The following is a 24,615-nucleotide window of genomic DNA, read 5'->3' as shown; positions in this document are numbered from 1 at the left end:
AAAGGTTGCTCACTCACTTTGTTCTGAAATATCTGTGCCGTCTTTTAACCGTTCTTTTCCGTTAACGGCGACTTTCTGACCTTTTGTCAAGCCTTCGACAATCTGAATCATTTCTCCATCCCGAAAACCTGTAATAACATCACGGCGCATTGCTTTTCCGTCTTCTATCAAATAAACATAGGGGGTTGCTTCTTCATATAGGATCGCATCATTCGGGACGACAATCTGTGCATCGAGATTATCAACCGCCACATATGCGGTAGCACGCATTCCGCCTTTAATGTACTGTTCCGTGTTGCTTACAGGAATGATCACCGAAAACATATTAGTCTGCTGATTGACGGTCGGAGAAACTGTTTCTATCGCTGATTCATAGGATTCCGAAAGTCCTTCAAAAGCAATGGTGGCTGTCTGTCCAGCCTGTAATTTTGAAACCTGATAGCTGTTTACTTGAAAAGTCGCTGAAATATTGTCCTGTCTGATGATGGTTCCGATCGGTACGTTGGGAGCGGCAATTCCATCTTCCACAACATTTAGCTCCGAAACGATACCGTCTATCGGACTTGTGATGCTGGCAGCTTCAGCAAGCTGTTCCGCCTGTTTCAGACCTTGGCGTGCCTGATTTAACTGTGCTTCAATCTCTACAGTATTAAAGGAGGGGATTTGCTGCGCCTGGCTCGCTGCGGTCGAGAGCTGGGCTTGCTTTAACATTACTTCCATTGTACTTTGAAGTAGATCAAGGGAAGTGACAGCGCCTGTTTCAACTCCATCTAATAGTGCTTGAGATTTTTCTAAAGATTGGTTTAATTCCCCCTGCAACTTGGGTATATCAGTTAAAGAGGCTTGACTTTCAGCAGCCTGTTGCATTTCTTTCATTTTAGAGAGGGCATTTTCCAATTCCGACACAGCGTTTTGGGACAGCAATACCTGCTCATTGGCAGCTGTAGGATCCAATGAAACAATTAAATCGCCCTTTTTGACTATATCACCAATTTTTACATGAACCTTTTCAACGGTTAGGGGGGAGGTAGTGAGGAGCGGTACTTGGGTCTCAGGTACTGCCATTCCAACTAATTCAATGGTATTGCTAATGTTTTGTTCAATGACTTCTGCGACCGAAACAGGTACTTTGTTAGATTCCGTGTTTTGACTCGTAATCTCTTTTTGGCTGCAGGCTGTCGAAAATACTAGCAAAAAAATTGCAGGAAACAACCATGTTTTTTTCAATTTCTTTCACCTCATACTTATCATGTCTAAATATAAAACTAACATGTATTAGAAACCCTTACAATTCATAACTATCCAAGGGCATATGAAAGAGCACATTTGTTAACAAAATGTGAACAGGTGAAAATGATTAGAATTAATTTCATTTAAATGAAACTTTTCGTCATTCTTATACGTCATATATAAGGAGAAAAGTTGTACAAGTAGGTAATAAAAGAAACTCTACGAAAAAGCGAACATGTTGTGACAACTTGTCTAACTTTTAATATACTGTACCTTTTTACACCTAAATCGTGTATAATACTTAATAGAAATTCCTTTTTTATAGTAATTTCAAATTGAGAGTGATTCACAATTAGAATCCTACAGCATGTTCTTTTTCGAATAAATTAAGAATAAAAGGAGAGGGAAAGTTCATGGTAACCTTATATACATCTCCAAGTTGTACGTCTTGCCGCAAAGCGAAAAATTGGTTAGAAGAGCATAACATTCCATATACAGAAAGAAATATTTTCTCTGAGTCTTTATCCATTGATGAGATTAAAGAAATCCTTCGCATGACCGAGGATGGAACAGATGAAATCATTTCAACAAGATCAAAAATCTTTCAAAAGCTGAATATCAATGTGGAGGCAATGCCTCTTCAAGAATTATATTCTGTTATAAAGGAACATCCTGGTCTTTTAAGACGACCGATTATCATTGATGAAAAAAGATTGCAAGTAGGGTACAACGAAGATGAAATTCGTCGCTTCTTACCAAGAAAGGTAAGAACGTTCCAGCTGCGGGAAGCTCAACGCTTGGTAAACGGATAATAGACCAATAAAAAAAGCTTCTACATGATTCAAATGTAGAAGCTTTTTTAACTATTTTCACCTGTTTTCTTCTGAATGACTGCGACAGCCAGCACGCTTATTGTCAATATAATAGGAAAGGCAATTCTCCAACTTTCCTGGTGTATCAATGCCTGGATTACCGGTTCATGTATCATCATTTTTCCTGCGGTAAAACTAAGAATGCTTGCCCCCAAATAGATAATTATAGGATATTTATCCATTACCTTTAATATAATTTTACTCCCCCATATAATTATCGGGACGGATACAATCAAACCGATGACCACGAGCAGAAATTGACCGTGGGCGGCCCCGGCAACGGCCATTACATTATCAATTCCCATTATGATATCCGCCATTACGATGGTCCTGATTGCAACGCCAACAGAAGTACTACCCTTGATCATCTTCGATTCGTCTTGTTTTTTCAGGAGATTAATGGCAATGTAGACCAAAAGGACACCGCCTACAAATTGTAAAAAAGGGATGGCAAGCAAGTATACTGCCCCAATGGTGATAAGTATCCGAAAAATGATGGCTAAAAAAGTTCCAGTGACTATAGCCTTATTCCTGTATTGCTCTGGAAGATTCCTGCAAGCCAATGCAATGATGATTGCGTTGTCTCCTCCAAGCACAATGTCTATGCCTATGATAATCAATATAGAAGTTATTAGGTCCAAATCCACACTATCGCCCCTTCTTGTCCATTCCTAATAAATATAGTGAGGCTTGTCTGGATTTATGACTTAATTTTGGACTCGATTCAGGCGGTTTGTGGGCTTGGGAAGCGTAAAGTAGGCAGATGAACGATTTTTAAAAAAATGAGCTTTTTTATTTCCATTCTTCCTTTTTTTATCATAAAATAAGAGTACAAGGTATTCCATCTTTGCATAGGATATAGGTTTACGGGCTGTGTGAAATGGATAAATTGTAACAAAGGCTAAAAAGTTTCGAGGAGGGTCCCTTCCAAGGAAAGACGGAGGAAAATGAGAAGCGGACAGTATAGAGGATAGCTTATCTCATGCTTTTACAAGGGTTATGAGGTTCGTGTAATGATGAGCGCTGATCATTTACCTAATCAGAAGGGAGTGTTGTTGGATGGAAATCGAACGGATTAATGATCATACGGTAAAATTTTATATTTCATATGGTGATATAGAGGAAAGAGGCTTTGACCGCGAAGAAATCTGGTACAATCGTGAAAGAAGCGAAGAGCTATTCTGGGAAATGATGGATGAAGCCCACGATGAAGAAGATTTTATGGTGGAAGGGCCATTGTGGATCCAGGTACAGGCTCTTGATAAAGGCTTGGAGGTAGTTGTGACAAGAGCTCAGCTTTCCAAGGATGGGAAAAATTTTGAAGTTCCTGTTTCCGATGACAAAAAAATCGATATCCCTGTGGATGAGCGAATTGAAGCTTTGATTGATCAGCATTTCAATTCCAACCCTAAAGTGGATAATAAAGAAGATAAGCTCGAAGAAGAAACAGATCTCTTGCAATTCATGATCCGTTTCAAGGATCTCGAATATATTATTTCTGTCAGTCATCGTCTACAGCACTTGGAGAATTTAAATAACAGCCTCTACTTCTTCGAAGGCAGCTATTATTTATATGTTGATTTTTCCAGTGAGCATTACACGGATGAGGATATAGATAATGTGCTTAGTGTTCTTCTTGAGTTTGGGGATGAGTCGGCAATGAGCATTCATCGTCTCCAGGAGTATGGTTCCGAAGTTGTAAAAGATACTGCAATGAAAGAAATGACCATGCATTTTCCACTTAAATAAAAAGACCGATTTCACTTTGTTGAAATCGGTTTTTTTTCCAGACAGATAGATGTACTTAGGGAGATGAAGTTTGTTGAAGAATACGGTTAGGGTTTCTGTTTTTGTATTGGCAGTAGGAGCTGTACTATTTGCCACCCAGGGAATATGGGAAGGGTGGCTACTAGGTTCGATATCTATACTCTTTACGATTAGCGTCGTCTTTATTGGATTTTTAATTTCATTGGAGAACCGGCATCCTACTAGAACCCTGACATGGCTGGTTGTCCTAGGCAGTTTTCCAGTATTGGGATTTTTCTTTTATCTCCTGTTCGGACGCAATGTAAGAAAGCGGAGACTGTTTCAAAGGAAGGCTTTATTTGATAAGGAAGCGATAAGGGAAATTGAAGGGGAACGAATCTATACCAAGGAAGACATCGCCTCATTAGGAGAGAGTAAAAGAAGCATATTCCGGCTCTCACAAAACATCGGAAGAAGTCCTATTTCCTTTCGAACGGATACCGAAGTGCTGACAGATGGCGACCGGACCTTCTCTAAAATACTGGAAGAGATCAATAAGGCGAAGCACCATATTCACTTGGAATATTACATAGTGAAAAATGATGAAATTGGCAATCAAATCAAACAATTATTGATGGAAAAAGCGAAATCAGGCGTATATGTGCGTTTCCTTTTTGATGCTGTGGGCAGTCTTGGTCTTGGCAAAGCGTATTTGAAAGAGTTACGTGAAGCTGGTGTGGAAATCGTTTCTTTTTCGCCGGTTGCATTTCCAGTTTTCAACAATAAAGTTAATTTCAGAAACCATCGTAAAATAATTGTGGTTGATGGGGAAGTCGGCTTTGTCGGTGGTCTTAACATCGGTGATGAATACCTGGGAAGGGATGAATACTTCGGCTATTGGCGGGATACCCATCTGTTCGTAAAAGGGGAGGCAGTCCGTACGCTACAATTGATTTTTCTGCAGGACTGGTACTATGCTACCGACCAGTCACTGCTGACCCCGAGTTACCTGACTCCAACCTTAACCGAGAGAAAGCATGGCGGGGTACAGATGATAGCTGGCGGTCCGGATCAGGAATGGGAAGTAATAAAAAGCCTGTACTTTTCCATGATTACCTCGGCTCAGAAATCAATCTGGATTGCCTCTCCTTATTTTGTTCCGGATGATGATATTTTCACGGCCCTCAAAGTTGCTGCTTTAAGCGGCTTGGACGTCAGACTTCTGGTTCCGAAACGGCCTGATAAACGAATCGTCTATTATGCCTCCCACTCCTATTTTCCAGAGATGATGGAAGCAGGGGTGCAAATCTATGAATATGAAAAAGGCTTCCTTCATAGCAAAGTCGTGATAGTGGACGATGAAATCGCCTCGATAGGAACGGCAAATATGGATATGAGAAGCTTTCATCTAAACTTTGAAGTGAATGCATTCCTATATAATACGGAAAGTGTACTATCTTTGGTGGAGGATTTTGAAAAGGACCTTCTCGAGAGCAATCCAATCGTAAAAGGTGTGTTTGCCAAACGTCCATTTTACCAGAAAGTTGTGGAATCCTTGGCAAGACTCGCTTCCCCACTTCTATAATATTGGTGCTGCCTGAAAGTGACTTCATTTCACTTTTTGGCAGTTTTTTTGTTGTGGGGGACGGGTGGAAAAGTTCATTGTGTTTTTGAATGACGGGCTTTTGAGTTGGGAAAGGTAGTGAAAAGCTCATCATGAACTTAATGAAGGCCCTTTTTACCAAGATCCGCATGCAAAAATGTCCATCATGAGCCGGATGAAGGCCCTTTTCCCACTGATCAGCTTGTAAAAAGTCCATCATTCCCCCGATGAAGAACTTTATCCACCTGAAACCCCAGTGAAAAGTCCATCATAAACTTATTAAAACCCCTCCCAGCACATCGCCACATAAAATCACCAAAAATCAATTTTACTAGCAGTTTTAATCCAAAATACTATTTTCAAAATGCGAAAGGATATTGTCGAGCGATGCAGAATATTAGGGAGAGGAAACAAGTAAAAGGAGTGAGGCAATGTTTATAGCAAAAAGAGAAGATGGTACCCTTATCACATTGCATGACTACAAAGACACGTTGTCACAGGAGAAAATAAGGAAGTACAAGTATAACTGCCCGGCGTGCGGTTCGGAAGTGAAACTGAAAAGCGGGAATATCCGTAGAATGCATTTTGCTCATCTTGATACAGAATGCCGTGCTTCGAGTGAAGCGGAAACCTTCTATCATTTAGAGGGAAAAGCAAAGCTCTATCAATCGTTGAAAATAAGTGGCTCCCCCGAATTGGAATATTATATCCCGGAGACCAGCCAGCGAGCGGATGTATTTTTGAAAGCCAGGCAGGACTTTGCATTTGAATTTCAATGCTCTCCGATCCACCCTTCCATCATCGAACGAAGATCCACATTATATGAATCAGAATCCATCATTCCCATCTGGCTAATCGGCAAAGAAAAGCTCGGAAACATCCAATCCAATATGAAACTATCAGTGTTTCAATGGTCTTTTTTACAAAATCATAAAAAAGGCGATACGCCCTACATTTTAAGCTTTTGTCCACAATATTCGGTCTTTCATTACCTTCATCCACTTTTCGGTTTTAACAGCTTGGATTCCTATGTATTCTCAAAAACAAGCAAGGAGTGGCAGTTGCATCCCCCAGATAACAGAAAAAGCCTGCCAAGCTATTGGAAAACAAAATGGCTACATTCGAAAAGGAGATGGAGATACGATTTCTGTCTATACCCGCCAAACCAGAAGCTACGTAATTATTGCTATACGAAAATGCAGATCCCCCTGTCGTTATGTCCTGCAGTTATTGGGATACCGGTTTCATGCTCCTATTGGTTTCAGACCCCGATCCTCCAGTGGCAGGCCTGGCTGTATTTTGACTCCATCTATCATACCCCCATCCATTCCATCATTCACATTCCATCCCTGATGAACCGTTTTAATCAACGCATCCAACATGCCCATGTAAAAGTCAAGCAGCTACCATTAGTGAAATTTGGACATTATACAAATGCTATTATGGAATACCTAGAGCAACTTTGTGCGGTTGGCATTCTAAAAAAAGAGAGCGACCTGGTCTTCAGGAAGGCAGTAAGTGAAAAAAGATACAATACGATGGAAGAGGCAACAGCACACGATAAGGACATTTTGGACAGGATTGTCTTGAAATTGTGAAGAGGCTACAATTAATGAAAAGAAAAGAGGGAATAATAAGCTTGCGTCGAATAGGTAAAAGATGCATATTTTTAATTTTTTTCAAGGGGGTACCAATTCATGGCAGAACAAACAGCCGTTAAGAAATTACAAGAACGTAAAGACATCTCTGCAGAAGATACATGGAGATTGGAAGATATTTTTTCGAGTGATGAAGCTTGGGAAAAGGAATTTCAGGAAGTAAAAGGGATGATCGGCAAAATACAGGACTTTGAAGGAACACTTTCAAAGTCTGCAGAAAACCTGTACGAAGCACTTCAGTATCAGGATTCCATCTCCAGCCGTCTAGGCAAGCTGTATACATATGCTCATATGCGCTACGACCAGGATACTACGAACAGCTTTTACCAAGGATTGAATGACCGTGCAACGAACCTTTATACACAGGTGGCAAGCGCGTTATCATTCGTTGTACCGGAAATTTTGACGATGAAGGAAGAGGAAATAGCAAAGTTCCTTCAGGAGCATGAAGGGCTTTCCCTTTATAAGCACTCCCTCGACGAAATTAACCGTCAACGTCCACATGTATTATCTGCAAAGGAAGAGGCATTGCTTGCGGAAGCTTCCGAGGTGTTATCCGCCTCATCCAATACTTTCGGCATGCTTAACAATGCAGATCTGACATTCCCGTCCGTAAAAGATGAGAATGGGGAAGAAGTGGAGATTACACACGGCCGTTATATACGTTTCCTCGAGTGCGAGAACCAGGAAGTGAGAAAAAATGCTTTCAAAGCGGTCTACGAAACTTATGGGAAATACAAGAATACATTTGCGAGTACTTTAGGTGGTACGGTCAAAAAAGACAATTTCCAGGCGAAGGTCCGCAATTACGATTCTGCGCGTCAATCCGCGCTGAGCAATAACAATATCCCTGAAACGGTGTATGACAATCTGGTCAATACGGTCAACAAGAACCTTCACTTGCTTCACCGATATGTGGAGTTACGCAAAAAGGTGCTTGGTGTGGAAGAGCTTCATATGTATGACCTATACACTCCACTGATCAAGGATGTAAAAATGGCTGTTACGTATGATGAAGCGAAGGATTATATCCTGAAAGGGCTGACTCCGCTTGGAGAAGAGTATTCCGAAATCTTGAAAGAAGGCTTTGATAACAGGTGGGTGGATGTACAGGAGAACAAAGGGAAGCGCTCCGGTGCATATTCTTCCGGAACTTATGGTACCAACCCGTATATCCTTATGAACTGGCAGGACAATGTCAATAACCTGTTCACGCTTGCACATGAGTTCGGACATTCCGTACACAGCTACTATACAAGAAAGACTCAGCCTTATCCGTACGGAAACTATTCCATCTTTGTCGCGGAAGTGGCGTCCACTTGTAATGAGGCATTATTGAATGATTATCTATTGAAAACCATCGATGATGATAAGAAGCGTCTTTATTTACTAAACCACTTCTTGGAAGGTTTCCGTGGCACTGTATTCCGCCAAACGATGTTTGCAGAATTTGAGCACAAAATCCATGAGCTTGCTCAGAGTGGTGAGGCTCTTACATCCGACCTGTTGACAGAAACCTACTATGAGCTGAATAAGAAATATTTTGGTGACAGTATCCATATTGATGAGGAAATTGGTTTGGAGTGGGCAAGAATTCCTCACTTCTATTACAACTATTATGTTTATCAATATGCTACAGGCTATAGTGCAGCCACTGCTCTAAGCAAACAGATCCTTGAAGAGGGCCAGCCTGCAGTTGACCGCTACCTTGAATTCCTGAAAGCGGGAAGCTCGGACTATCCAATCGAGGTATTGAAAAAAGCAGGAGTGGATATGACACAATCCACCCCGATCGAAGAAGCATGCAAAGTGTTTGAAGAGAAGCTGAAGGAAATGGAAGAGCTTCTGTCATAATATGCAAAAGACTCCCCATCTATTTGAATGGGGAGTCTTTCACTTTCTAAACCCTCGGAAACGATCCTTATTATTGAGCATGCCCATAAACAGAAACACAGAAAAAAACAATAGGGGCGAGGTAAAATAAAGAGGGTATATTTCCAAAAGTCCTAATATGTTGATGTAAAAGCAGAATGCAATAAACAGAATCGCAAGTATAAAGGGCAGTTTATTCATGACTTTACTCACCTTCCCGGCGTTTTGTCCACTCTTAGTTATATGTATGTGACAAGTCCTCAATCTTTTCCTAAAAAATGAATTTACTGCTGTTTGTGACAATGTTGTGAAATAAAAGGGAAAGCACTTGTCAAAAGTCGACGAAATTTGATATATTAATATCGTGAAACGATTCACAAACAAACATATACCCCTTTGTTTGACCGTGAAAAATTTCTCCCATCCCCTTTGTTGTCTATATGACAAGAAGAAAGCCTTGGTCCCAGACCAAGGCTTTTCTTTATATCACTATAATTATTAAGCTAAATATCTCCAAAACGCACCGTATTTTACAGGTACCTGTTCGACTTTCTGTGCCAGCTGAAGTTTTTTCAGCTCCCGTTCCACTTCCACAATCGGCAGGTTATAGACGACCGATATCTCTTTTGTGGCAACAAATTGGAACTGCTGCAGAAAGTCCTCTAAAGGAGGCAACATTGTAGGGAAGGGATATTCACCGAGCATGTCCTGTAATATATGGACATACACATCGTATGAATGATAGCCGGATACCTTGATTCCTTCCTCTTCAATATTTTCATTGAAAAAAACAAGCGTTGGAATTTCATTTACTTCCATCTCATTTGTAATCTTCAAATCGCACTGCAGGGCCTTGGCGGCGCTTTCCCCGTTCATATCACCGATAAATTCCTCTTTATCCAATCCAACCGATTCTGCACAATCAATGAGTACAGCAAGATCTGAAATATTCTGCTTTTCGAGAAACAGTACTTCCTGTAGCTTGCGCAAAAACTTTGTGCCAGCTTTTTTTCCTTGCAATTCCGCCGCTTTGATTGCCATGGATGCGGCATGAGGAGTTGCGATAGGGTTTTCTAGCCAAAGTGAACCGTCACAGGACATCCCTGAGCGACTAGCCGTCCTCTCCCAAACCTGGGCCAGCGATGCGGCGTAATGCTTTTTTGTCAAATTAAGAGAAGTCAACCGGCCGCTTAGTACGTGCTTGATTGTAAAGTACTGGCCGTACTGCATCTGCAATTTTTTTAGTATCGGCTCCAATGCCCAGCATTCAGGGCAAAGGGGATCAATGAAAAAATACACTTCAATCGGCTTGTTTGTCGTATGTCGGATATTATTTAAATAGAAAAGCTGTTTATCGTTACAGGTCACATGAATCTTCCTTTTCTTCAGGTTTGTCTGGAGTATTAACCATATGATGAGCCGTTAAAACTAAACGCTGAAAAAATTCTTTTCGATATGAACCCTCAAGTCCAATTTCATCCATTGCTTCTTCCATACAGGCCAGCCAAGCATTTGCACGTGTTGGGGTTATTTCAAAAGGCAAATGGCGTGCACGCAGCATCGGATGTCCGTGCTCACTTGTGTAAAGGGAGGGACCTCCAAGGTACTGAGTAAGAAATTGCTTTTGTTTTCTTGCTGTTTCCGTCAAATCATCAGGAAATATGGGAGCTAAATCAGGATGGCTACTGACACGTGAGTAGAATGCATCTACAAGTTCATGAATAACCTGCTCTCCGCCGATAAGTTCAAAGGGTGATTGTATGTTATTCATTTTTTTTAACTCCTTATTCAGTTCAATGTGTGATTGTATGTATATTTTAGCAATGTGCTTATTATATCTCAAATATTTCGATTCCAATCTTACAAATAATAGGTGGGGGAAGGAAAGTCAAAAAAAAGCAAGCGCCTAAAAGCGCCTGCTCTAATAAGATTTTGATAAATTCAACTCATCAAACTGCCCGTAACCTTGCGAACATAATTGATTGTTTCTTTAAAAGGGGGATCCCATTATACTTGTCCACATTTCCTGGTCCTGCATTGTACGCTGCAAGTGCAAGGGATACATTACCGTCATATCGGTCAAGCATTTGTCGGATATACTTGGTACCGCCCATAATATTTTGTCTGGGGTCGGTTGCATCATGGACACCAAGTCCTTTTGCGGTCTGCGGCATCAGCTGCATCAATCCGAGAGCACCGGCATGACTTTTTGCAGAGGGATTGAAATTGGATTCATGTTGAATGATTGATTTAATTAAAGAGGGGTCAACTCCATACTTGACCGAAGCCTCCTCGATAAGGTCCTCGTAATCAGATCGTACGGCCACACTGGAGCCATTGCTTCCCCCTGTATGCGATAGGACAGTTTCCGGTAGGTAGGTCGAAAGGCTGGAGAGATGGGCCATGTTCAATGGATGAGAAGATGTAAATCGTCCAGCATGCTTTGCCCCGCTATTCGGTTGCTGCAATAATCCTTCAAACAGACTGGCAAATGATTGATAGCTTGCAGTCTGGGAATGGGATGACTTATTGCTCTGCAGATTCTGCAGGGCTTGTAGTTGGATCATGGAACGAACTTGATCAATATTCATTGCTAATCACCTATTCATTTAGTCTGCACACTTTTACATCATAAAAGCGGGCAATTTTATTTTTCGTTTCGCGGATTGGAATTTGATGTTCTCTTAGCAACTCGTGAAAAGCCTGTTGTCCTTCTTGGTAGTTGATGACTTCATATTCCATTTCGAAATCGCTGGTCTGAAGGTAGTGGCTTTCATCCAATACAAGAAGGCCATTTTTGTAAGGAATCTCCACACGATTTGTTTTCAAGGAACCGAAGTAACGAATGTTTAATGAATCAATACCAAGCTCATCCTTCAAAATATCAGCGATGACTCCTTGGATTAGTCCTTGGCCTGCATCAAACATTTCAGCCTTTTCATCTTCCGTGATGGCTTGGTGGGTTTCGAGTAATCCTTCATTCGCAGGTTGTTTAAGAGTAAGGGTGTAAGTATCCCCCTTTTTGCGGATGCGAAGTGCACAGCCGCATTCCTTCAATTCAAATTTATCCGTATCAAAATAATGGTTTTCCTGAGAGAAGAAGTCTTCCGGATGTACCTGAAAGCTAGAACAAAGTGTCGTAAATTCCTCAAAGGTAAGAATGTTCTTAAATTCTATTTCAATTTCTTGATGGCTCATATAATTACCTCTCACTATTGGTATACTTCCATTATCACTTGCTTTTATTTAGATAGCAACGATAAACTGTTATTCTTGTAAGAATGAAAAAATCAAGATCTTTTCTTAAAGATTGTTACTTTAAAAATAGGTTGGGCTAAAGATAAGATGTCAACTTTAAACTCCCTGTTGGTCTCCATTCCAGGCGGCAGCGATCGCGGGCGGCCTCGGGAGCCTCCTCGGCGCTTTGCGCCTGCGGGGTCTCCCTTGACACGCTGCTCCCGCAGGACACGGAAGGCTCCGGCAGCGATACATCGCACGCAGAAAATGCTTGCATTTTCAAGGAGTCTCACTCCTTGCACTCCAACCAGCAGGGGTGTCCCAAAGTGAAAAATTTGCCTTACTAAAAGAAAAAATGGATCTTGTCTCAATTTTAATTTCAGTAGAGGATTTGATTGATTTTAAGGCTCTTCCTTTTAGCAAATAATGTTTAACTCGTGAGTTGATTGTAGCGGAGGACACTTGACTCCTGCGGGAAAGTAGAGGGCATGGGAGACCCCACAGGCGAAGCCGAGGAGGCTCCCATCCGTCCCGGGGAATCTTGTGTCCGCAGCGGAAATCAACGGGCTACATTTGATGTATAAATTTCACTAATAGCAACATTGAATGCTAAAACAGCCAAAAAATAAAAAGTAGCGTTTCCATTTAGATGATAACTGGGAATTATGATAAAATAAATGTAGGATTTAGGTTGGAAGGAGATTATTATGCAAAAGAGAATAGAAATCACACACACATCATGGAATGAAGAGCAACTTTTACTTCAAGCGGATCCTGTTTCGTTTTCAATGGAGCAAGTGGCAGCGAGCAACAAAATGCTGGTGGACTCTGATAATTTATCCTTTATTTATATATTGGAAACGCCTTCGGAATTCATCTATGTAAGCGTGAAGGATACATATTGGCAAGATTTGAAAAAAGCGATGGAAGAAAAGAAGGCGATTGTTCTTGTTGTTGATAAAGTGGCCCTGCTTTTAACAAACATAGAAGAAGAACTGGGATATTTGATAGAGAACATAAAAGATAACGCCAATTACGGGGAAGAGATGGAGAAGCGAGTAAACGATATTTTCTAAGGGGTTTGGCCAATTATGATACAGCATTGGGATTTGTTTTTAGCACCTTATAAACAGGCAATTGATGAAATGAAAGTGAAATTGAAAGGGATGCGCAGTCAATTTACCATGCAGTCGGAGCATTCTCCGATCGAGTTTGTCACAGGTAGAGTTAAACCGATGGCAAGTATCCTGGACAAGGCGACAAGAAAAGGCTTTTCACTTGAGAAGCTGGAAGAGGAAATGCAGGATATAGCTGGAGTCCGGATGATGTGCCAGTTTGTGGATGACATCTACAGGGTTGTGGAATTGCTGCGGATCCGAAATGACTTTGAGATTGTGGAGGAAAGAGATTATATTTCCACGAAAAAAAGCAGCGGTTACCGTTCCTATCATGTCGTGATCAGGTATCCGGTACAGACTATTGACGGTGAAAAGAAAATACTTGTGGAGATCCAGATTCGTACGCTTGCCATGAATTTTTGGGCAACCATCGAGCACTCCTTGAATTATAAGTATAGTGGACAATTTCCAGAGGATATCCAAGAGCGTCTGGTACGTGCGGCCGAAGCGGCCTATCTGCTTGATGCGGAGATGTCGCAGATCCGTGGAGAGATTCAGGAAGCACAGGCCATATTCTCCAGGAAGAAAGAAAACAAAGATACAGATTAAGTTTTTGCCAGGACTTCTTGAACAATATCTTATTTCAGGGGTGGGAGTATGAAGTTTGCAATTACCTCCAAAGGTGATTCCGTGTCAAATACGCTCATGCATAAAATGCGGACGTACTTGCAGGATTTTGAATTGATTTATGATGAGGATCAGCCTGACATCGTCGTGTCGGTAGGTGGAGATGGAACATTATTATACGCCTTTCACCGATACCGCAGCAGGCTTGATAAAACAGCATTTATCGGGGTGCATACCGGACACTTGGGATTCTATGCAGATTGGGTACCAGAAGAGATTGAAAAGCTTGTCATCGCCATTGCCAAAACACCTTATCAAATCGTGGAGTATCCGTTGCTTGAAGTAATCATCCGCTATATCGATGGTGGACGGGAAGCGAGATATCTTGCATTGAATGAGTGTACAGTGAAAAGTGTGGAAGGAACGCTCGTCATGGATGTGGAAATCAAAGGACAGCTTTTCGAGACGTTTAGGGGAGATGGGCTATGCATTTCCACTCCGTCAGGCAGTACAGCATACAATAAGGCGCTTGGCGGAGCAATCCTTCATCCTTCTTTGCCGGCGATCCAATTGGCTGAAATGGCTTCCATCAATAATAGGGTTTTCCGGACGATCGGCTCCCCGCTTGTCTTGCCGGACCACCATACTTGCCTGTTGAAGCCGGTGAATGATGTGGATTATCAGATAACGATTGACCATTTAACACTTCTTCATAAGGATGTAAAGTCCATACAGTGCAGAGTGGCCAAAGAGAAAATCAGATTTGCGCGCTTCCGTCCATTTCCGTTCTGGAAAAGGGTCAGCGATTCATTTATTACGGATAAGTAAGAAAGAGGAGCATAAAGTGAACGTGTTTACGTTAAAATATCTAGTTGACGAAGCGGATTCCGGTAAGCTTCTGCGTGAATTTCTAAAAGAAAGACAGATTAGCAAAACGGCTCTCACTGAGATTAAATTTTTCGGTGGGGGCTTGTTTGCAAATAATGAGAGAGTGACTGTCCGTTATCCCTTAAAAGCGGGAGACGAGATAATGGTACAGTTCCCGAGGGAAATTCCAAGCGAAGATATGCTACCGGAAGACATCCCACTTAATATTGTCTATGAAGACGATTATTTATTGGTGATCGATAAACCTGCCAATATGGCTTCCATTCCGTCAAGGGAGCATAGAAAGGGCACAGTGGCCAATGCGCTGATGCATTACTATCAATCTTGCGGCTACGGGGCAACCATACATATTGTGACAAGGCTTGACCGCGATACGACGGGGTTGATGCTGATTGCGAAACACCGGCATTCCCATCATCTTTTTTCTCTTCAACAAAAGAAATATGCCATCAAAAGAAGATATGAAGCGATTGCCCACGGGTTGATGGAAATCGGAAATGGACGAATAGAAGCCCCTATCGGCCGAAAGGATACAAGTATCATCGAACGGGAAGTGAGATCGGACGGTCAAAGGGCGATTACGAACTATGAAGTGCTTGGCGGTAATCGAGATTATTCTCATGTATCGTTGAAATTGGAGACGGGAAGGACACATCAGATCAGAGTGCATATGGCGCATTTGGGTCATCCTTTGGCTGGCGATACCCTTTATGGCGGAGAAAAAACACATATTGCCAGACAGGCGCTTCACAGCTGTGAACTATCCTTTTACCATCCAGTTAGAGAAATACAACTAACCTTCCATTCAAGGCTGCCCGAGGACATGTTAAGCCTCGTAGAAATAGAAGAAAGCTAGATGATGGCTTTCTTCTTTTGTCTTCCTAGTCCCATAATTCCCGGAATTTTTCCTTCACAAACGGCATACTGGATGGGACCGATTCGACTGTCATTTCCGGGTATCTTAATGAGGACAGCTTCCCTCCAAATACGACTCCTGTATCAATATTAGCCGTCCTATTCACCACTCTAACTTCACGGACCGGAGTATGTCCGTAAACAATCCATGCATCCCCATCATAATGGACTGCCCAATCTCTCCTGACCGGCATGCCATTTTCATGAAACTCACCTGTGATATCACCGTAAAGGACAAATGATTTCACCCTATTGCTGCTTTGGCCGATGAACTCCTTTTTGATTCCTGCATGTGCAATGATCAGCTTATTATCATCCAACACATGATAGAGCGGAGCATTTTCATATAGAGCAATAAACCGTTTTTTTATTTTCTCTTGATCTTTTTTGGAAAGCAATTCATATTCCGCAACCGTTGTTTCAAGTCCATGTGTGTGCTGAACTTTATTTCCCAGAAAGAAGCGATATAGCTTATTGCAATGGTTCCCCGGAACATAGTAGGCTAGTTCGTTCGTCACAAGGTCACAGACTTTGTTCACCACTTTCAAAGAAGCCGGGCCCCTGTCCGTAAGGTCACCCACAAAAGCAAGCTTTCTACCTTCAGGATGTATAAAAAGGTTGTCCCGTTTTTCGTAACCCATATTTCCTAATAACTTTTTGAATTCGTCATAGCAGCCATGAATATCCCCGATGATATCTACTTTCATGAACAATCACACCTTTCAGTTTAAATATGAGTGAATTAATAAACCTAGAGAATACTAAATATAAAGCAACATATTCGTTATTAAGATTATGACATCCTTTATCTTTCTGTTAATTTTGACGTTAATTTATACTCTCTATTGGTAAAGCATGGTATAATTTCTGCTTATAATATTGCTGTTTTCGCATACAGTGTTTCTTATGACGTATGCAACATACACACGCAACATACATTACTTTCGTGCTCTTTTCCGGTTAGCTAGCTTTTTTTCTTAATTGAATTTCTTGTTCAATAACTGTAAAAAATCCAAAAGCCTTTTTTTTCGGACAAAAGCAACAAACTCTAAGAAAAGAGCTTATTACATAGACATTATGATTGGAGATGATAGGAATGTTTGAACTGCCAATCAAAGAGCCTGTTCTCATATTTACAATAGCCATGATCACATTTTTCATATTTCCCTATTTCATGAAATTATTACGGATTCCCGGTTTGATTGGACCAATTTTAGCTGGAGTTATTATCGGGCCAAATGGGCTTGCATTGCTGGAGAGAAGTGACACAATTGAGCTTTTAGGAACAGTAGGACTATTATTTATCATGTTTATAGCCGGACTGGAAATGGACTTGGACGGGTTTAAAAAATACCGTAACCGTAGCATTGTCTTTGGGATGCTGTCGTTTTGGATTCCTCAAGCGGTAGGAACAGGTATCAGTTTATTGCTAGGGTACAATCTTGCAGCCTCGCTACTGATCGGTTCCATTCTTGGCTCTCACACATTGTTGGGGTATCCTATCGCAAGCCGCTTGGGAATTGGAAAAAGCAAAGCTATTACGACAGCCGTTGGTGGGAGTATCCTGACAGATATGTTTGCGCTGTTGGTATTGGCTGTTATCACAGGTGCAGCAGCAGGGCAGCTTGATATTTACTTTGGAGTCAAGTTGGCCATTTCCCTCATCGTGTTTGTTGCTATTATTTTCCTGGGTACACCCTTCATTTCACGTTGGTTTTTCCGCAACGTTTCAACGGAAGGACCGATTGAATTCATTTATGTCATGGTACTGCTTTTCACTGCAGGATCACTTGCACTTATTGCAGGTTTGCAGCCTATCATCGGAGCATTTATGGTAGGGTTGGCATTGAACCGCTTCATCTTTGAGCAGGGGCCATTAATGAATCGGATACGATTTACTGCGAATGCAATATTCATTCCGTTTTTCCTGCTGTCGGTCGGTATGCTCATGGACCTAAGTGTCTTGGTTGGCAATCCTAAAGCCTGGATTTTGACTTTGGCGATTGTGTTTGGGTTATTGTTCAGCAAATATATTGCATCATTCATTACGAGCAAGTTTTATCGATATTCACAGGATGAGCGCCTTGTCATCTTTGGATTGACGACTCCCCAGGCGGCAGCTACACTTGCAGCAACTTTGGTGGGCTTTAATGTTGGTCTGCTCGATCAGGCTACAGTTAATGGTGTCATTATCATGATTTTGATTACATGTATCATAGGTCCTTACCTCGTTGAAAAATATGGCCGGAAACTTGCTTTGATCGAGGACCAACGTCCAATCAAAAAAGGGGATGCGCCGGAACGGATTCTGATTCCTATTGCCAATCCCAATACGATGGAATCACTTCTTGATCTTGCATTTGTCATACGGCAGTCCCTATCAAAAGAGCACCCGCTTTATGCGCTAAGCGTTGTCCAGAGGGATATTTGGGCTTCTGAGGGCGATGTTGCAAAAGCGGAAAAAATGCTCGGTCAGGCTGTTTCGTATTCAAGTGGAGCAGATGTCCCGATCCGTGTCACTACAAGGGTAGACCGAAATATAGCCATCGGAATCAACCGGGCGATTGCGGAAGAAAGAATTACCACGATTGTTGCCGGATGGAACGGGGAGAGAAGGGCCCCTCAGAAAATATTCGGTGGAGTCATCGACCAGGTGTTGGATCAATCCAATGTATCGGTACTCATCTCCAAGCTTGGTCACCCACTAAACACAACAAAGCGTATCATCCTTGTTCTGCCGAATGGAATTGATCACAAGCCGGGCTATTGGGATGCACTTGCAACCATCAAACAGATTGCCAGTAATCTTGGGGCGACCATCCATTGTTATGCCATCAAGGGGTTCCCAGATACGTATAAAGCACATATGAGGGAAATCAAACCGAATCCTCCTACAGAAGTGGAGTGGGTGGAAGGATGGACATCCTTGTATGAGGACCATTTACCACGGCTGATGGAAGATGACCTTGTAGTGGTCATCAGTGCCAGGAGAGGTACGACAGCATGGCATCCCCAACTCGAGAAGATACCGGGCAAGCTCGCAAAAATTAATCCCGAAAGCTTCATCATCTACTATCCGACCGAAGCCAAAGAAGATCTCCGTGGTACGCGTGGAACAGAATTGCCGAAGGAAGTGCTCCTCGAGCGGGATTATGATTAATGAAATTATTTTTTTGAGTTTTCATTGTAAAAAAAGAAAAGTTCGCATTTCGACAGGATTATGCTATAATTATGACTAGGTACTAATAACTAATATAAATAGGAGGATATAAAGATGACTTTATCCTTAAATGGTCGTACATATGTAGTAATGGGAGTAGCGAATAAAAGAAGTATTGCATGGGGAATTGCCCGTTCCTTGCATGATGCAGGAGCAAGACTGGTATTTACTTATGCAGGTGAACGTTTAGAGAAAAGTGTTCGTGACCTGGCCGAATCCCTTGATAGAAACGATTCCTTGGTACTTCCATGTGACATAACGAAGGACGAGGAAATTCATACTTGTTTCCAACAGATCAAAGAAGAAGTTGGAAGCATTCATGGGATTGCGCATTGCATCGCTTTTGCCAATAAGGAAGAACTGCAAGGCGATTACATGAATACTACAAGAGACGGCTTTTTGCTGGCACACAACATCAGTTCCTACTCTTTGACTGCTGTAGCGAAGGAAGCAAAAGACCTGATGACTGAAGGCGGCAGTATAGTAACCTTAACTTATTTAGGTGGAGAAAAAGTTGTAGCCAACTACAATGTAATGGGTGTAGCAAAAGCAAGCCTTGATGCAAGTGTAAAATACTTGGCGAATGATTTAGGAAAGGTTGGCATCCGCGTAAACTCGATTTCCGCTGGACCGATCCGTACTCTATCCGCTAAAGGTGTAAGTGATTTCAACTCCATTTTAAAAGAGATCGAAGAAAAAGCTCCACTTCGACGTGTAACCACACAAGAAGAAGTAGGAGATGCTGCATTATTCCTCTTCAGCGACCTTGCACGCGGCATTACAGGAGAGAACCTGCACGTGGATTCCGGATACCACATTCTGTAATATGAACTATAGCACCACCGAGGACTTACGGGTCTTCGGTGTTTTTTTATTGGTGGGAACTTTGCTTACGAAGAGGAAGCTTTTTATGTTGGGAGCCTAGATCAATAAATACGAGTTAAATGACGAACACGCTACGAAAAAGAGTTGTGCTCTCATGATGAGTTGAGTGAGAATAAAGCGAAGTTGCGTGAGAATAAAGCCGAGCTACGTGAAGATGCCTCCGAATTATGTGAGAGTCTGTCCTAAGAGGGGAAGACTTTGATGCGCATTTGACCAAAAGGTGAATCCAATGCCCCGTTTCTTAGAGAAAATCCGAGCTCTTCTAATAAAGGAGAGCTCGGATTTACTTATTTTATCAACTGATTCAATGCGCCGGATTTGATTCTTTCATACTCAAAAGCCTCTGCCAGTTCCGATTCCAATAGGGGAGTTTTACGGACATAGCGTTCGCGGATTACATCATACAGTTCATATGGAAAGAGCATGTCGATAAACATGATTTCCTTCTGCTTTTCGGTTAATGGCGAGACAGATTCATAGGCATTGATCATGACATGGAACTGTTCCTCGTTCCAGACTCCGGTCGTGTCAAGCAGAGGAATAATCATTTTACGAAGGTCGCGAATCGGCAGGTCAAAGGAAACCGTATCCAGATCAATAACCCAAATCTGTCCGTCGTCGCCAAGCAGGGAATTTCCTGTTCCATAGTCCTGATGACAGAGAGTCGGGGAACCTTTCAGTTGGGATACCCATGCAGGATATTCGGATTGAAGCAGGCGTGCTAGTGTGCTTCTTCCTTCTTGGATAAATGGATCTATCTCTGCCAAATAAAGCTGGGAGAATGGATCCTCTGGCATCGTTTGTGCCACGAGTTTCCAGGTTTCCATCTGCTGGCAGCGCTTGATATAATGGTTCGGCCAGCGCCCAAGCTTAGTGAAAATGGGAATGCCATCCGGTGGCCGATAGCCAATGGAGGCAGTATGAAATTCCGCCAATCCTTTCATGATAAATTCAAGGTCTTCCTGGACGGTCAATTCAAATGGACGCCCTTCGATCCATTCATAGACAACGAAAAGGAAGGGACCATGCTTGGTATAGAGCACACCGTGTTTATTTGGAATGATGCCAGGTACTCGTGTTCCCTTCAAAGCCAGATAGTTTTGTGCATTGATGGAAAATAACGCCTTCTTTTCCGGGCGATGAATTCTTTTCAGACAAATCGGTCCTTCGCTCGTATGTATTTTCCATACAAGCGCCATTTGCCCACCTTGTACCACCTCGATATCATTAACGGTGACCTCCCAGTTCTTCAGTATTGTTTCCGCCAGGGAAATCAGTCGTTGTATTTCTTCTGGTGATAACACATATTCCTCTTCAGCAGCTTCATTCAGAATTTGCTTGTTTTCTTCTGACAAACGATCCACCATCCTCTATTAAGCTGCAGCTTTTAGCTTGCTGCAGACAACTAAGATTGTTTCCGCATCCCCATAGGGAAATGCATTTTCTTTAAGGTATGGTTTTTAAAGAGAAAGTGTTAAAGAACAAGAGGAAATTATTGCAGTGAATACGCCCTTTTTCGAAAAGCGAAGAGGGAAAAGCTTCAAATTTGGCGGCTCATCCATACGATACTTATAAACTACCGTTTTTAGGTGAATGGAGGTAACATATGAAAATTGCGTATATTGCAACAGAAAAGCTTCCAGTGCCGGCTATTCGCGGCGGTGCGATACAGATCTATATTGATTCTGTTGCAAAAATCATTAGTGCAAAGCATGATGTCACCATTATTTCGATAGAGCATGAAGAGTTGGAGCAGCAAGAAAGAAGAGGGCATGTCCGCTATATCCGTTTCGACGAAAAGAAGTACCTTCCTTCCATTCTTTCACATATCAGTCAGGAGAACTATGACGTAATCCATTTATGTAATAGGCCAACATGGGTGAAGCAGGTTAAAGACGCAGCACCACAAACAAAGATTGTTTTAAGTGTCCATAATGAGATGTTCACCTTTGAAAAATTGGGTGATGCCGAAGGAAAAGAATGCTTGAACCTTGTTTCAAAGGTTGTTACGGTGAGTGATTTTATTGGAAGAACCATCACAGACCGATTTCCATTTGCAAAATCCAAAGTCAGGACCGTTTATTCGGGAGTGGATCTTGATACGTTTCAGCCATTGTGGACAGCAAATGGGAAACAGGCAAGAAGCCAGGTTCGGAATGAGCTTGGCCTGACGAATAAAAAGGTGATTCTGTTTGTTGGAAGATTAAGTAAGGTAAAGGGACCGCATGTTCTTTTGCAGGCTCTGCCTTCTATTATTAGTGAGCATCCTAATGTCATGATGGTCTTCATCGGATCAAAGTGGTTCGGGGATGACAATATCAATAACTATGTAAAGCATCTATATACACTCGGGGCGATGTATCCTGAATACGTAACTTTTATCAAATTTGTTAAACCGGTGGATATTCCAAAGCTATTTGCCATGTCGGATGTTTTTGTTTGTTCCTCCCAATGGCAGGAACCACTTGCACGTGTTCACTATGAAGCAATGGCAGCAGGGCTGCCTATTGTGACAAGTAAAAGGGGAGGAAATCCAGAAGTTATAGATGAAGGGCGTAATGGTCATGTCATATCCGACTTTGAAAACCCGGAAAGCTATGCAAAAGTCATTAATTCTTTACTCCACAATGCAAACACCCGCGAAAGTATGGGCAAATATGGCCGAAGCAAGGTCGAAAGGGAATTTTCTTGGAAAAATGTAGAGAATAACTTGTTGGCCGTGTACGAAGAAGCAGCAAAAAAATAAGAAAGAAAGGTGATGTCTTGTGGAAGAGCATCAAGAGGTGGAACAACATCAAAGGATAGAAGAGCATCAAGAGGTGGAACAGCATCACTTGCAACAGGTGCTGGAATTTTATCCTTTTGAGATAAATGATGTGAGGTTGCTTTCGAGCAGGAGTGGAAGAACGACGTGGGAAGTGGATACCACGGAAGGCAAGAAAATTTTGAAACAGGCAAGCATGAAGCCTGAGAGAATGCTGTTTATCGCAGGCGCTCATCAGCATTTGCATAATAATGGATTAGCTATCACGCCAATCCATGAAACAAAAAGTGGGGGAATCTGTATCGGTGCGGGTTCATTGGGGTATGTGCTCTATGACAAAGTGGAAGGTAGTGAAGTCATATACTACAACAAAGAGCAGATGCTGAAGGCCATGGAATTTGCAGGGAATTTCTATCAAGCATCCAAAGGGTATCTACCAGCTGAAGATAGCAAAACACGTGGGAGATTGGGAAAGTGGCATAAACTGTTTCGCTGGAAGCTTCAGGAACTGGAAGGGAATAAAACAATTGCTGAGTCGTATCCGACCGATGCTTTCTCACTGCTTTTCCTGGAGCATGTGGATGAAATGATTCAGCGTGCAAAAGATGCATTAACGGCACTGGATGAGCCGGTCTATCTAGAAGTATCAAAAGAAGTAAGCAGTATTAAAGGGTTCTGCCAGCAGGATTTTACCTTGGCTAGATTCACTGAAGTAGATGGTGCACCATTTATGAAGGAGCTGCACTCCATTACGTTTGACCTGCCAACAAGAGATCTTCGAATCATATTAAATAAGATGATGAAAAAATTTTCGGTGTGGGATGATCATCTCGTGTTTGACCTTCTTCAGGCATATCATAAAACAAATCCTTTATCGGAGAACTATTATAAAGTACTCAATATGGATCTCTTATTCCCGCATCTGTTTTGTGCAATCGGCCATAAGTACTTTCTGGCGCAAAAAAGATCGTGGTCGGATGAAAAGTATATTTGGGCCCTGCAAAACATCATCGCGCTTGAACAGTCCAAGGGTGATTTCCTGAAGAGGTATCCTTCCATTTACGGAGACATCATATCTGGTCAAGGGGAGGGAAATTAAATGTCAGAAAGTCCGAAAATACCAAAATTGGAGCTGGAAAAATTCACTTTCTCTCCTCCCGGCCCAATGGGTTGGAATATGGCTGAGTATGAACAGCTGTTGGAAAATCCAGATCAACTTGTTCTCAATGAGTCCACAGTCAATTCACAGCTGGATTCTTTAAAAGGAATTCAATTGGTGGAACTTTCATTGAGTGGAGAATTAAAAGCAAAGCATACCGCAAAATCATTGCCCGCTACTGAAGAAGTGCCAGAAATATTCATAGAGGAGATTGAAATTGAAGATATAGTTCAAGAGGAAGAAGTTGAAGAGGAAGTTCCAGAAGAAATGATGGAAGTTCCAGAGCCTCCTAAAAAGAAAGTCACCATTATCATTAAAGAAACGTCCTTGAAAATGCCTTGGGTCTCTCCGTTATTGTCTAAAGACAAAAAAACTAGGAAATAATTCAGCAAAAGTTACTCATCAAAATCGGACACTCTAGCATATGTTATTTATGTATAAGAAGTATATAGATAAACTAGGAGTGATAAGGATGACCAATGATGTCCGTAAAGCAAAGCTGAAGCTGGATTTCGAAAACGGCTTTAACTTGAATCCCGATTTGAATTCTGAAGAAGCTTTAAAAGCAGTACTAAAAGCTTTAAAGAACGGTGATGTTTCTGAAGTGAAGATCGCTGTTGAGTACAATGATGGCTCCGAAGTGGACTTTGAAGAAGAGGATGCTGACGATGAATTATTAGAAGCAGAAGAAGACGAAGAAGACGACGAAGACGACGATGACAAAGATGACGAAGATGACGAAGATGACGAAGATGATGAAGAAGACTACGATGAAGAGGAAGAGGAATGAAGCAATAGAGAAAGTGCCAGGGTCTCTTTTT

Annotated in this window: 23 protein-coding genes; 15 read left to right on the top strand and 8 right to left on the bottom strand. The window is 41.9% G+C overall.

What is annotated here, in order from left to right; all coding sequences use genetic code 11:
* Positions 1–9: 9 nt before the first annotated feature.
* Positions 10–1,227, bottom strand: a complete 1,218-nt coding sequence (locus ABN702_RS13205) for an efflux RND transporter periplasmic adaptor subunit (RefSeq protein WP_417897299.1) — start codon at positions 1,225–1,227, stop codon at positions 10–12.
* Positions 1,228–1,643: 416 nt separating this feature from the next.
* Between ABN702_RS13205 and spxA the strand changes: the two genes are divergently transcribed.
* Positions 1,644–2,042, top strand: a complete 399-nt coding sequence (spxA, locus tag ABN702_RS13200; RefSeq protein ID WP_078381419.1) for a transcriptional regulator SpxA — start codon at positions 1,644–1,646, stop codon at positions 2,040–2,042.
* A gap of 47 nt (positions 2,043–2,089) precedes the next feature.
* On the opposite strand, the gene ABN702_RS13195 is transcribed toward spxA, so the two are convergent.
* Positions 2,090–2,749 (bottom strand): TerC family protein, encoded by a 660-nt coding sequence (locus tag ABN702_RS13195; protein WP_417897298.1) that lies wholly within the window; start codon positions 2,747–2,749, stop codon positions 2,090–2,092.
* 412 nt (positions 2,750–3,161) lie between these two features.
* Here ABN702_RS13195 and mecA point away from each other — a divergent pair, with 412 nt between their 5' ends.
* From mecA to pepF, 4 genes are all read left to right on the top strand, one after another.
* Positions 3,162–3,851 (top strand): adaptor protein MecA, encoded by a 690-nt coding sequence (mecA, locus tag ABN702_RS13190; protein WP_417897297.1) that lies wholly within the window; start codon positions 3,162–3,164, stop codon positions 3,849–3,851.
* A gap of 73 nt (positions 3,852–3,924) precedes the next feature.
* Positions 3,925–5,433, top strand: a complete 1,509-nt coding sequence (gene cls, locus ABN702_RS13185; RefSeq protein WP_417897296.1) for a cardiolipin synthase — start codon at positions 3,925–3,927, stop codon at positions 5,431–5,433.
* A 449-nt stretch (positions 5,434–5,882) separates the two neighbouring features.
* Complete coding sequence (locus ABN702_RS13180) at positions 5,883–7,049, top strand: competence protein CoiA (RefSeq protein ID WP_417897295.1); 1,167 nt, start codon at positions 5,883–5,885, stop codon at positions 7,047–7,049.
* A gap of 99 nt (positions 7,050–7,148) precedes the next feature.
* Positions 7,149–8,963, top strand: coding sequence for an oligoendopeptidase F (pepF, locus tag ABN702_RS13175; protein ID WP_417897294.1), 1,815 nt, complete (start codon positions 7,149–7,151; stop codon positions 8,961–8,963).
* A gap of 516 nt (positions 8,964–9,479) precedes the next feature.
* Here pepF and ABN702_RS13170 read toward each other — a convergent pair.
* The 4 genes from ABN702_RS13170 to ABN702_RS13155 all read right to left on the bottom strand — a co-directional run bounded on the left by ABN702_RS13170 (position 9,480) and on the right by ABN702_RS13155 (position 12,179).
* On the bottom strand, positions 9,480–10,349 hold the full coding sequence (locus ABN702_RS13170) for a ClpXP adapter SpxH family protein (RefSeq protein ID WP_417897293.1): 870 nt from the start codon (positions 10,347–10,349) through the stop codon (positions 9,480–9,482).
* The gene (locus ABN702_RS13165; protein ID WP_417897292.1) at positions 10,339–10,752 is read right to left on the bottom strand and encodes a globin; all 414 of its coding nucleotides are present in this window, start codon (positions 10,750–10,752) and stop codon (positions 10,339–10,341) included. The genes ABN702_RS13170 and ABN702_RS13165 overlap by 11 nt, the downstream gene beginning before the upstream one ends.
* Positions 10,753–10,930: 178 nt before the next feature.
* Entirely contained in the window at positions 10,931–11,572 is a 642-nt protein-coding gene (locus ABN702_RS13160) for a lytic transglycosylase domain-containing protein (protein WP_417897291.1), read from the bottom strand.
* A 10-nt stretch (positions 11,573–11,582) separates the two neighbouring features.
* Positions 11,583–12,179 (bottom strand): CYTH domain-containing protein, encoded by a 597-nt coding sequence (locus ABN702_RS13155; RefSeq protein WP_417897290.1) that lies wholly within the window; start codon positions 12,177–12,179, stop codon positions 11,583–11,585.
* A 746-nt stretch (positions 12,180–12,925) separates the two neighbouring features.
* On the opposite strand from ABN702_RS13155, the gene ABN702_RS13150 reads away from it, so the two are divergent.
* From ABN702_RS13150 to ABN702_RS13135, 4 genes are read left to right on the top strand one after another with little or no spacing between them, the layout of a single operon-like run.
* The gene (locus ABN702_RS13150) at positions 12,926–13,294 is read left to right on the top strand and encodes a hypothetical protein (RefSeq protein WP_417897289.1); all 369 of its coding nucleotides are present in this window, start codon (positions 12,926–12,928) and stop codon (positions 13,292–13,294) included.
* A gap of 15 nt (positions 13,295–13,309) precedes the next feature.
* Positions 13,310–13,945, top strand: coding sequence for a GTP pyrophosphokinase (locus tag ABN702_RS13145; RefSeq protein WP_417897288.1), 636 nt, complete (start codon positions 13,310–13,312; stop codon positions 13,943–13,945).
* 48 nt (positions 13,946–13,993) lie between these two features.
* The gene (locus tag ABN702_RS13140; RefSeq protein WP_204419192.1) at positions 13,994–14,791 is read left to right on the top strand and encodes an NAD kinase; all 798 of its coding nucleotides are present in this window, start codon (positions 13,994–13,996) and stop codon (positions 14,789–14,791) included.
* Between the two features lie 22 nt (positions 14,792–14,813).
* Complete coding sequence (locus ABN702_RS13135) at positions 14,814–15,707, top strand: RluA family pseudouridine synthase (protein WP_417900900.1); 894 nt, start codon at positions 14,814–14,816, stop codon at positions 15,705–15,707.
* 25 nt (positions 15,708–15,732) lie between these two features.
* Here the strand turns inward: ABN702_RS13135 and prpE are convergent, their stop codons facing one another.
* The gene (gene prpE, locus ABN702_RS13130) at positions 15,733–16,473 is read right to left on the bottom strand and encodes a bis(5'-nucleosyl)-tetraphosphatase PrpE (RefSeq protein WP_417897287.1); all 741 of its coding nucleotides are present in this window, start codon (positions 16,471–16,473) and stop codon (positions 15,733–15,735) included.
* A gap of 389 nt (positions 16,474–16,862) precedes the next feature.
* On the opposite strand from prpE, the gene ABN702_RS13125 reads away from it, so the two are divergent.
* Both ABN702_RS13125 and fabI read left to right on the top strand, forming a co-directional pair.
* Positions 16,863–18,926: a cation:proton antiporter gene (locus ABN702_RS13125; protein WP_417897286.1), complete on the top strand. Its 2,064-nt coding sequence runs from the start codon at positions 16,863–16,865 to the stop codon at positions 18,924–18,926.
* A 114-nt stretch (positions 18,927–19,040) separates the two neighbouring features.
* Entirely contained in the window at positions 19,041–19,811 is a 771-nt protein-coding gene (gene fabI / locus ABN702_RS13120; RefSeq protein ID WP_417897285.1) for an enoyl-ACP reductase FabI, read from the top strand.
* 347 nt (positions 19,812–20,158) lie between these two features.
* Here fabI and ABN702_RS13115 read toward each other — a convergent pair whose 3' ends face one another.
* The gene (locus ABN702_RS13115; RefSeq protein WP_417897284.1) at positions 20,159–21,238 is read right to left on the bottom strand and encodes a CotS family spore coat protein; all 1,080 of its coding nucleotides are present in this window, start codon (positions 21,236–21,238) and stop codon (positions 20,159–20,161) included.
* A 239-nt stretch (positions 21,239–21,477) separates the two neighbouring features.
* Here ABN702_RS13115 and ABN702_RS13110 point away from each other — a divergent pair, with 239 nt between their 5' ends.
* The 4 genes from ABN702_RS13110 (at position 21,478) to ABN702_RS13095 (ending at position 24,584) form a co-directional block, all read left to right on the top strand.
* Entirely contained in the window at positions 21,478–22,617 is a 1,140-nt protein-coding gene (locus ABN702_RS13110; RefSeq protein ID WP_417897283.1) for a glycosyltransferase family 4 protein, read from the top strand.
* A gap of 55 nt (positions 22,618–22,672) precedes the next feature.
* Positions 22,673–23,734 (top strand): CotS family spore coat protein, encoded by a 1,062-nt coding sequence (locus ABN702_RS13105; RefSeq protein ID WP_417900899.1) that lies wholly within the window; start codon positions 22,673–22,675, stop codon positions 23,732–23,734.
* Entirely contained in the window at positions 23,735–24,178 is a 444-nt protein-coding gene (locus ABN702_RS13100; protein ID WP_417897282.1) for a hypothetical protein, read from the top strand.
* A gap of 88 nt (positions 24,179–24,266) precedes the next feature.
* Positions 24,267–24,584, top strand: coding sequence for a hypothetical protein (locus tag ABN702_RS13095; RefSeq protein WP_417897281.1), 318 nt, complete (start codon positions 24,267–24,269; stop codon positions 24,582–24,584).
* Positions 24,585–24,615 lie beyond the last annotated feature (31 nt).

The organism is Bacillus haimaensis (assembly GCF_048270625.1).
GTDB classification, from domain to species: domain Bacteria; phylum Bacillota; class Bacilli; order Bacillales; family Bacillaceae_I; genus Sutcliffiella_A; species Sutcliffiella_A haimaensis.
Note: the sequence above shows the minus strand (reverse complement) of the source record. Positions and strands in the feature narration are given on the sequence as shown.

Excerpts from the sequence above, each read along its gene's own strand:
- spxA (WP_078381419.1), top strand. The coding sequence starts at position 1,644 with ATGGTAACCTTATATACATCTCCAAGTTGTACGTCTTGCCGCAAAGCG.
- ABN702_RS13160 (WP_417897291.1), bottom strand. The coding sequence starts at position 11,572 with ATGAATATTGATCAAGTTCGTTCCATGATCCAACTACAAGCCCTGCAG.
- ABN702_RS13110 (WP_417897283.1), top strand. The coding sequence starts at position 21,478 with ATGAAAATTGCGTATATTGCAACAGAAAAGCTTCCAGTGCCGGCTATT.
- pepF (WP_417897294.1), top strand. The coding sequence starts at position 7,149 with ATGGCAGAACAAACAGCCGTTAAGAAATTACAAGAACGTAAAGACATC.
- ABN702_RS13115 (WP_417897284.1), bottom strand. The coding sequence starts at position 21,238 with ATGGTGGATCGTTTGTCAGAAGAAAACAAGCAAATTCTGAATGAAGCT.
- ABN702_RS13150 (WP_417897289.1), top strand. The coding sequence starts at position 12,926 with ATGCAAAAGAGAATAGAAATCACACACACATCATGGAATGAAGAGCAA.
- ABN702_RS13180 (WP_417897295.1), top strand. The coding sequence starts at position 5,883 with ATGTTTATAGCAAAAAGAGAAGATGGTACCCTTATCACATTGCATGAC.
- prpE (WP_417897287.1), bottom strand. The coding sequence starts at position 16,473 with ATGAAAGTAGATATCATCGGGGATATTCATGGCTGCTATGACGAATTC.
- ABN702_RS13095 (WP_417897281.1), top strand. The coding sequence starts at position 24,267 with ATGACCAATGATGTCCGTAAAGCAAAGCTGAAGCTGGATTTCGAAAAC.
- fabI (WP_417897285.1), top strand. The coding sequence starts at position 19,041 with ATGACTTTATCCTTAAATGGTCGTACATATGTAGTAATGGGAGTAGCG.
- ABN702_RS13155 (WP_417897290.1), bottom strand. The coding sequence starts at position 12,179 with ATGAGCCATCAAGAAATTGAAATAGAATTTAAGAACATTCTTACCTTT.
- ABN702_RS13125 (WP_417897286.1), top strand. The coding sequence starts at position 16,863 with ATGTTTGAACTGCCAATCAAAGAGCCTGTTCTCATATTTACAATAGCC.
- ABN702_RS13100 (WP_417897282.1), top strand. The coding sequence starts at position 23,735 with ATGTCAGAAAGTCCGAAAATACCAAAATTGGAGCTGGAAAAATTCACT.
- ABN702_RS13145 (WP_417897288.1), top strand. The coding sequence starts at position 13,310 with ATGATACAGCATTGGGATTTGTTTTTAGCACCTTATAAACAGGCAATT.
- ABN702_RS13140 (WP_204419192.1), top strand. The coding sequence starts at position 13,994 with ATGAAGTTTGCAATTACCTCCAAAGGTGATTCCGTGTCAAATACGCTC.
- mecA (WP_417897297.1), top strand. The coding sequence starts at position 3,162 with ATGGAAATCGAACGGATTAATGATCATACGGTAAAATTTTATATTTCA.
- ABN702_RS13165 (WP_417897292.1), bottom strand. The coding sequence starts at position 10,752 with ATGAATAACATACAATCACCCTTTGAACTTATCGGCGGAGAGCAGGTT.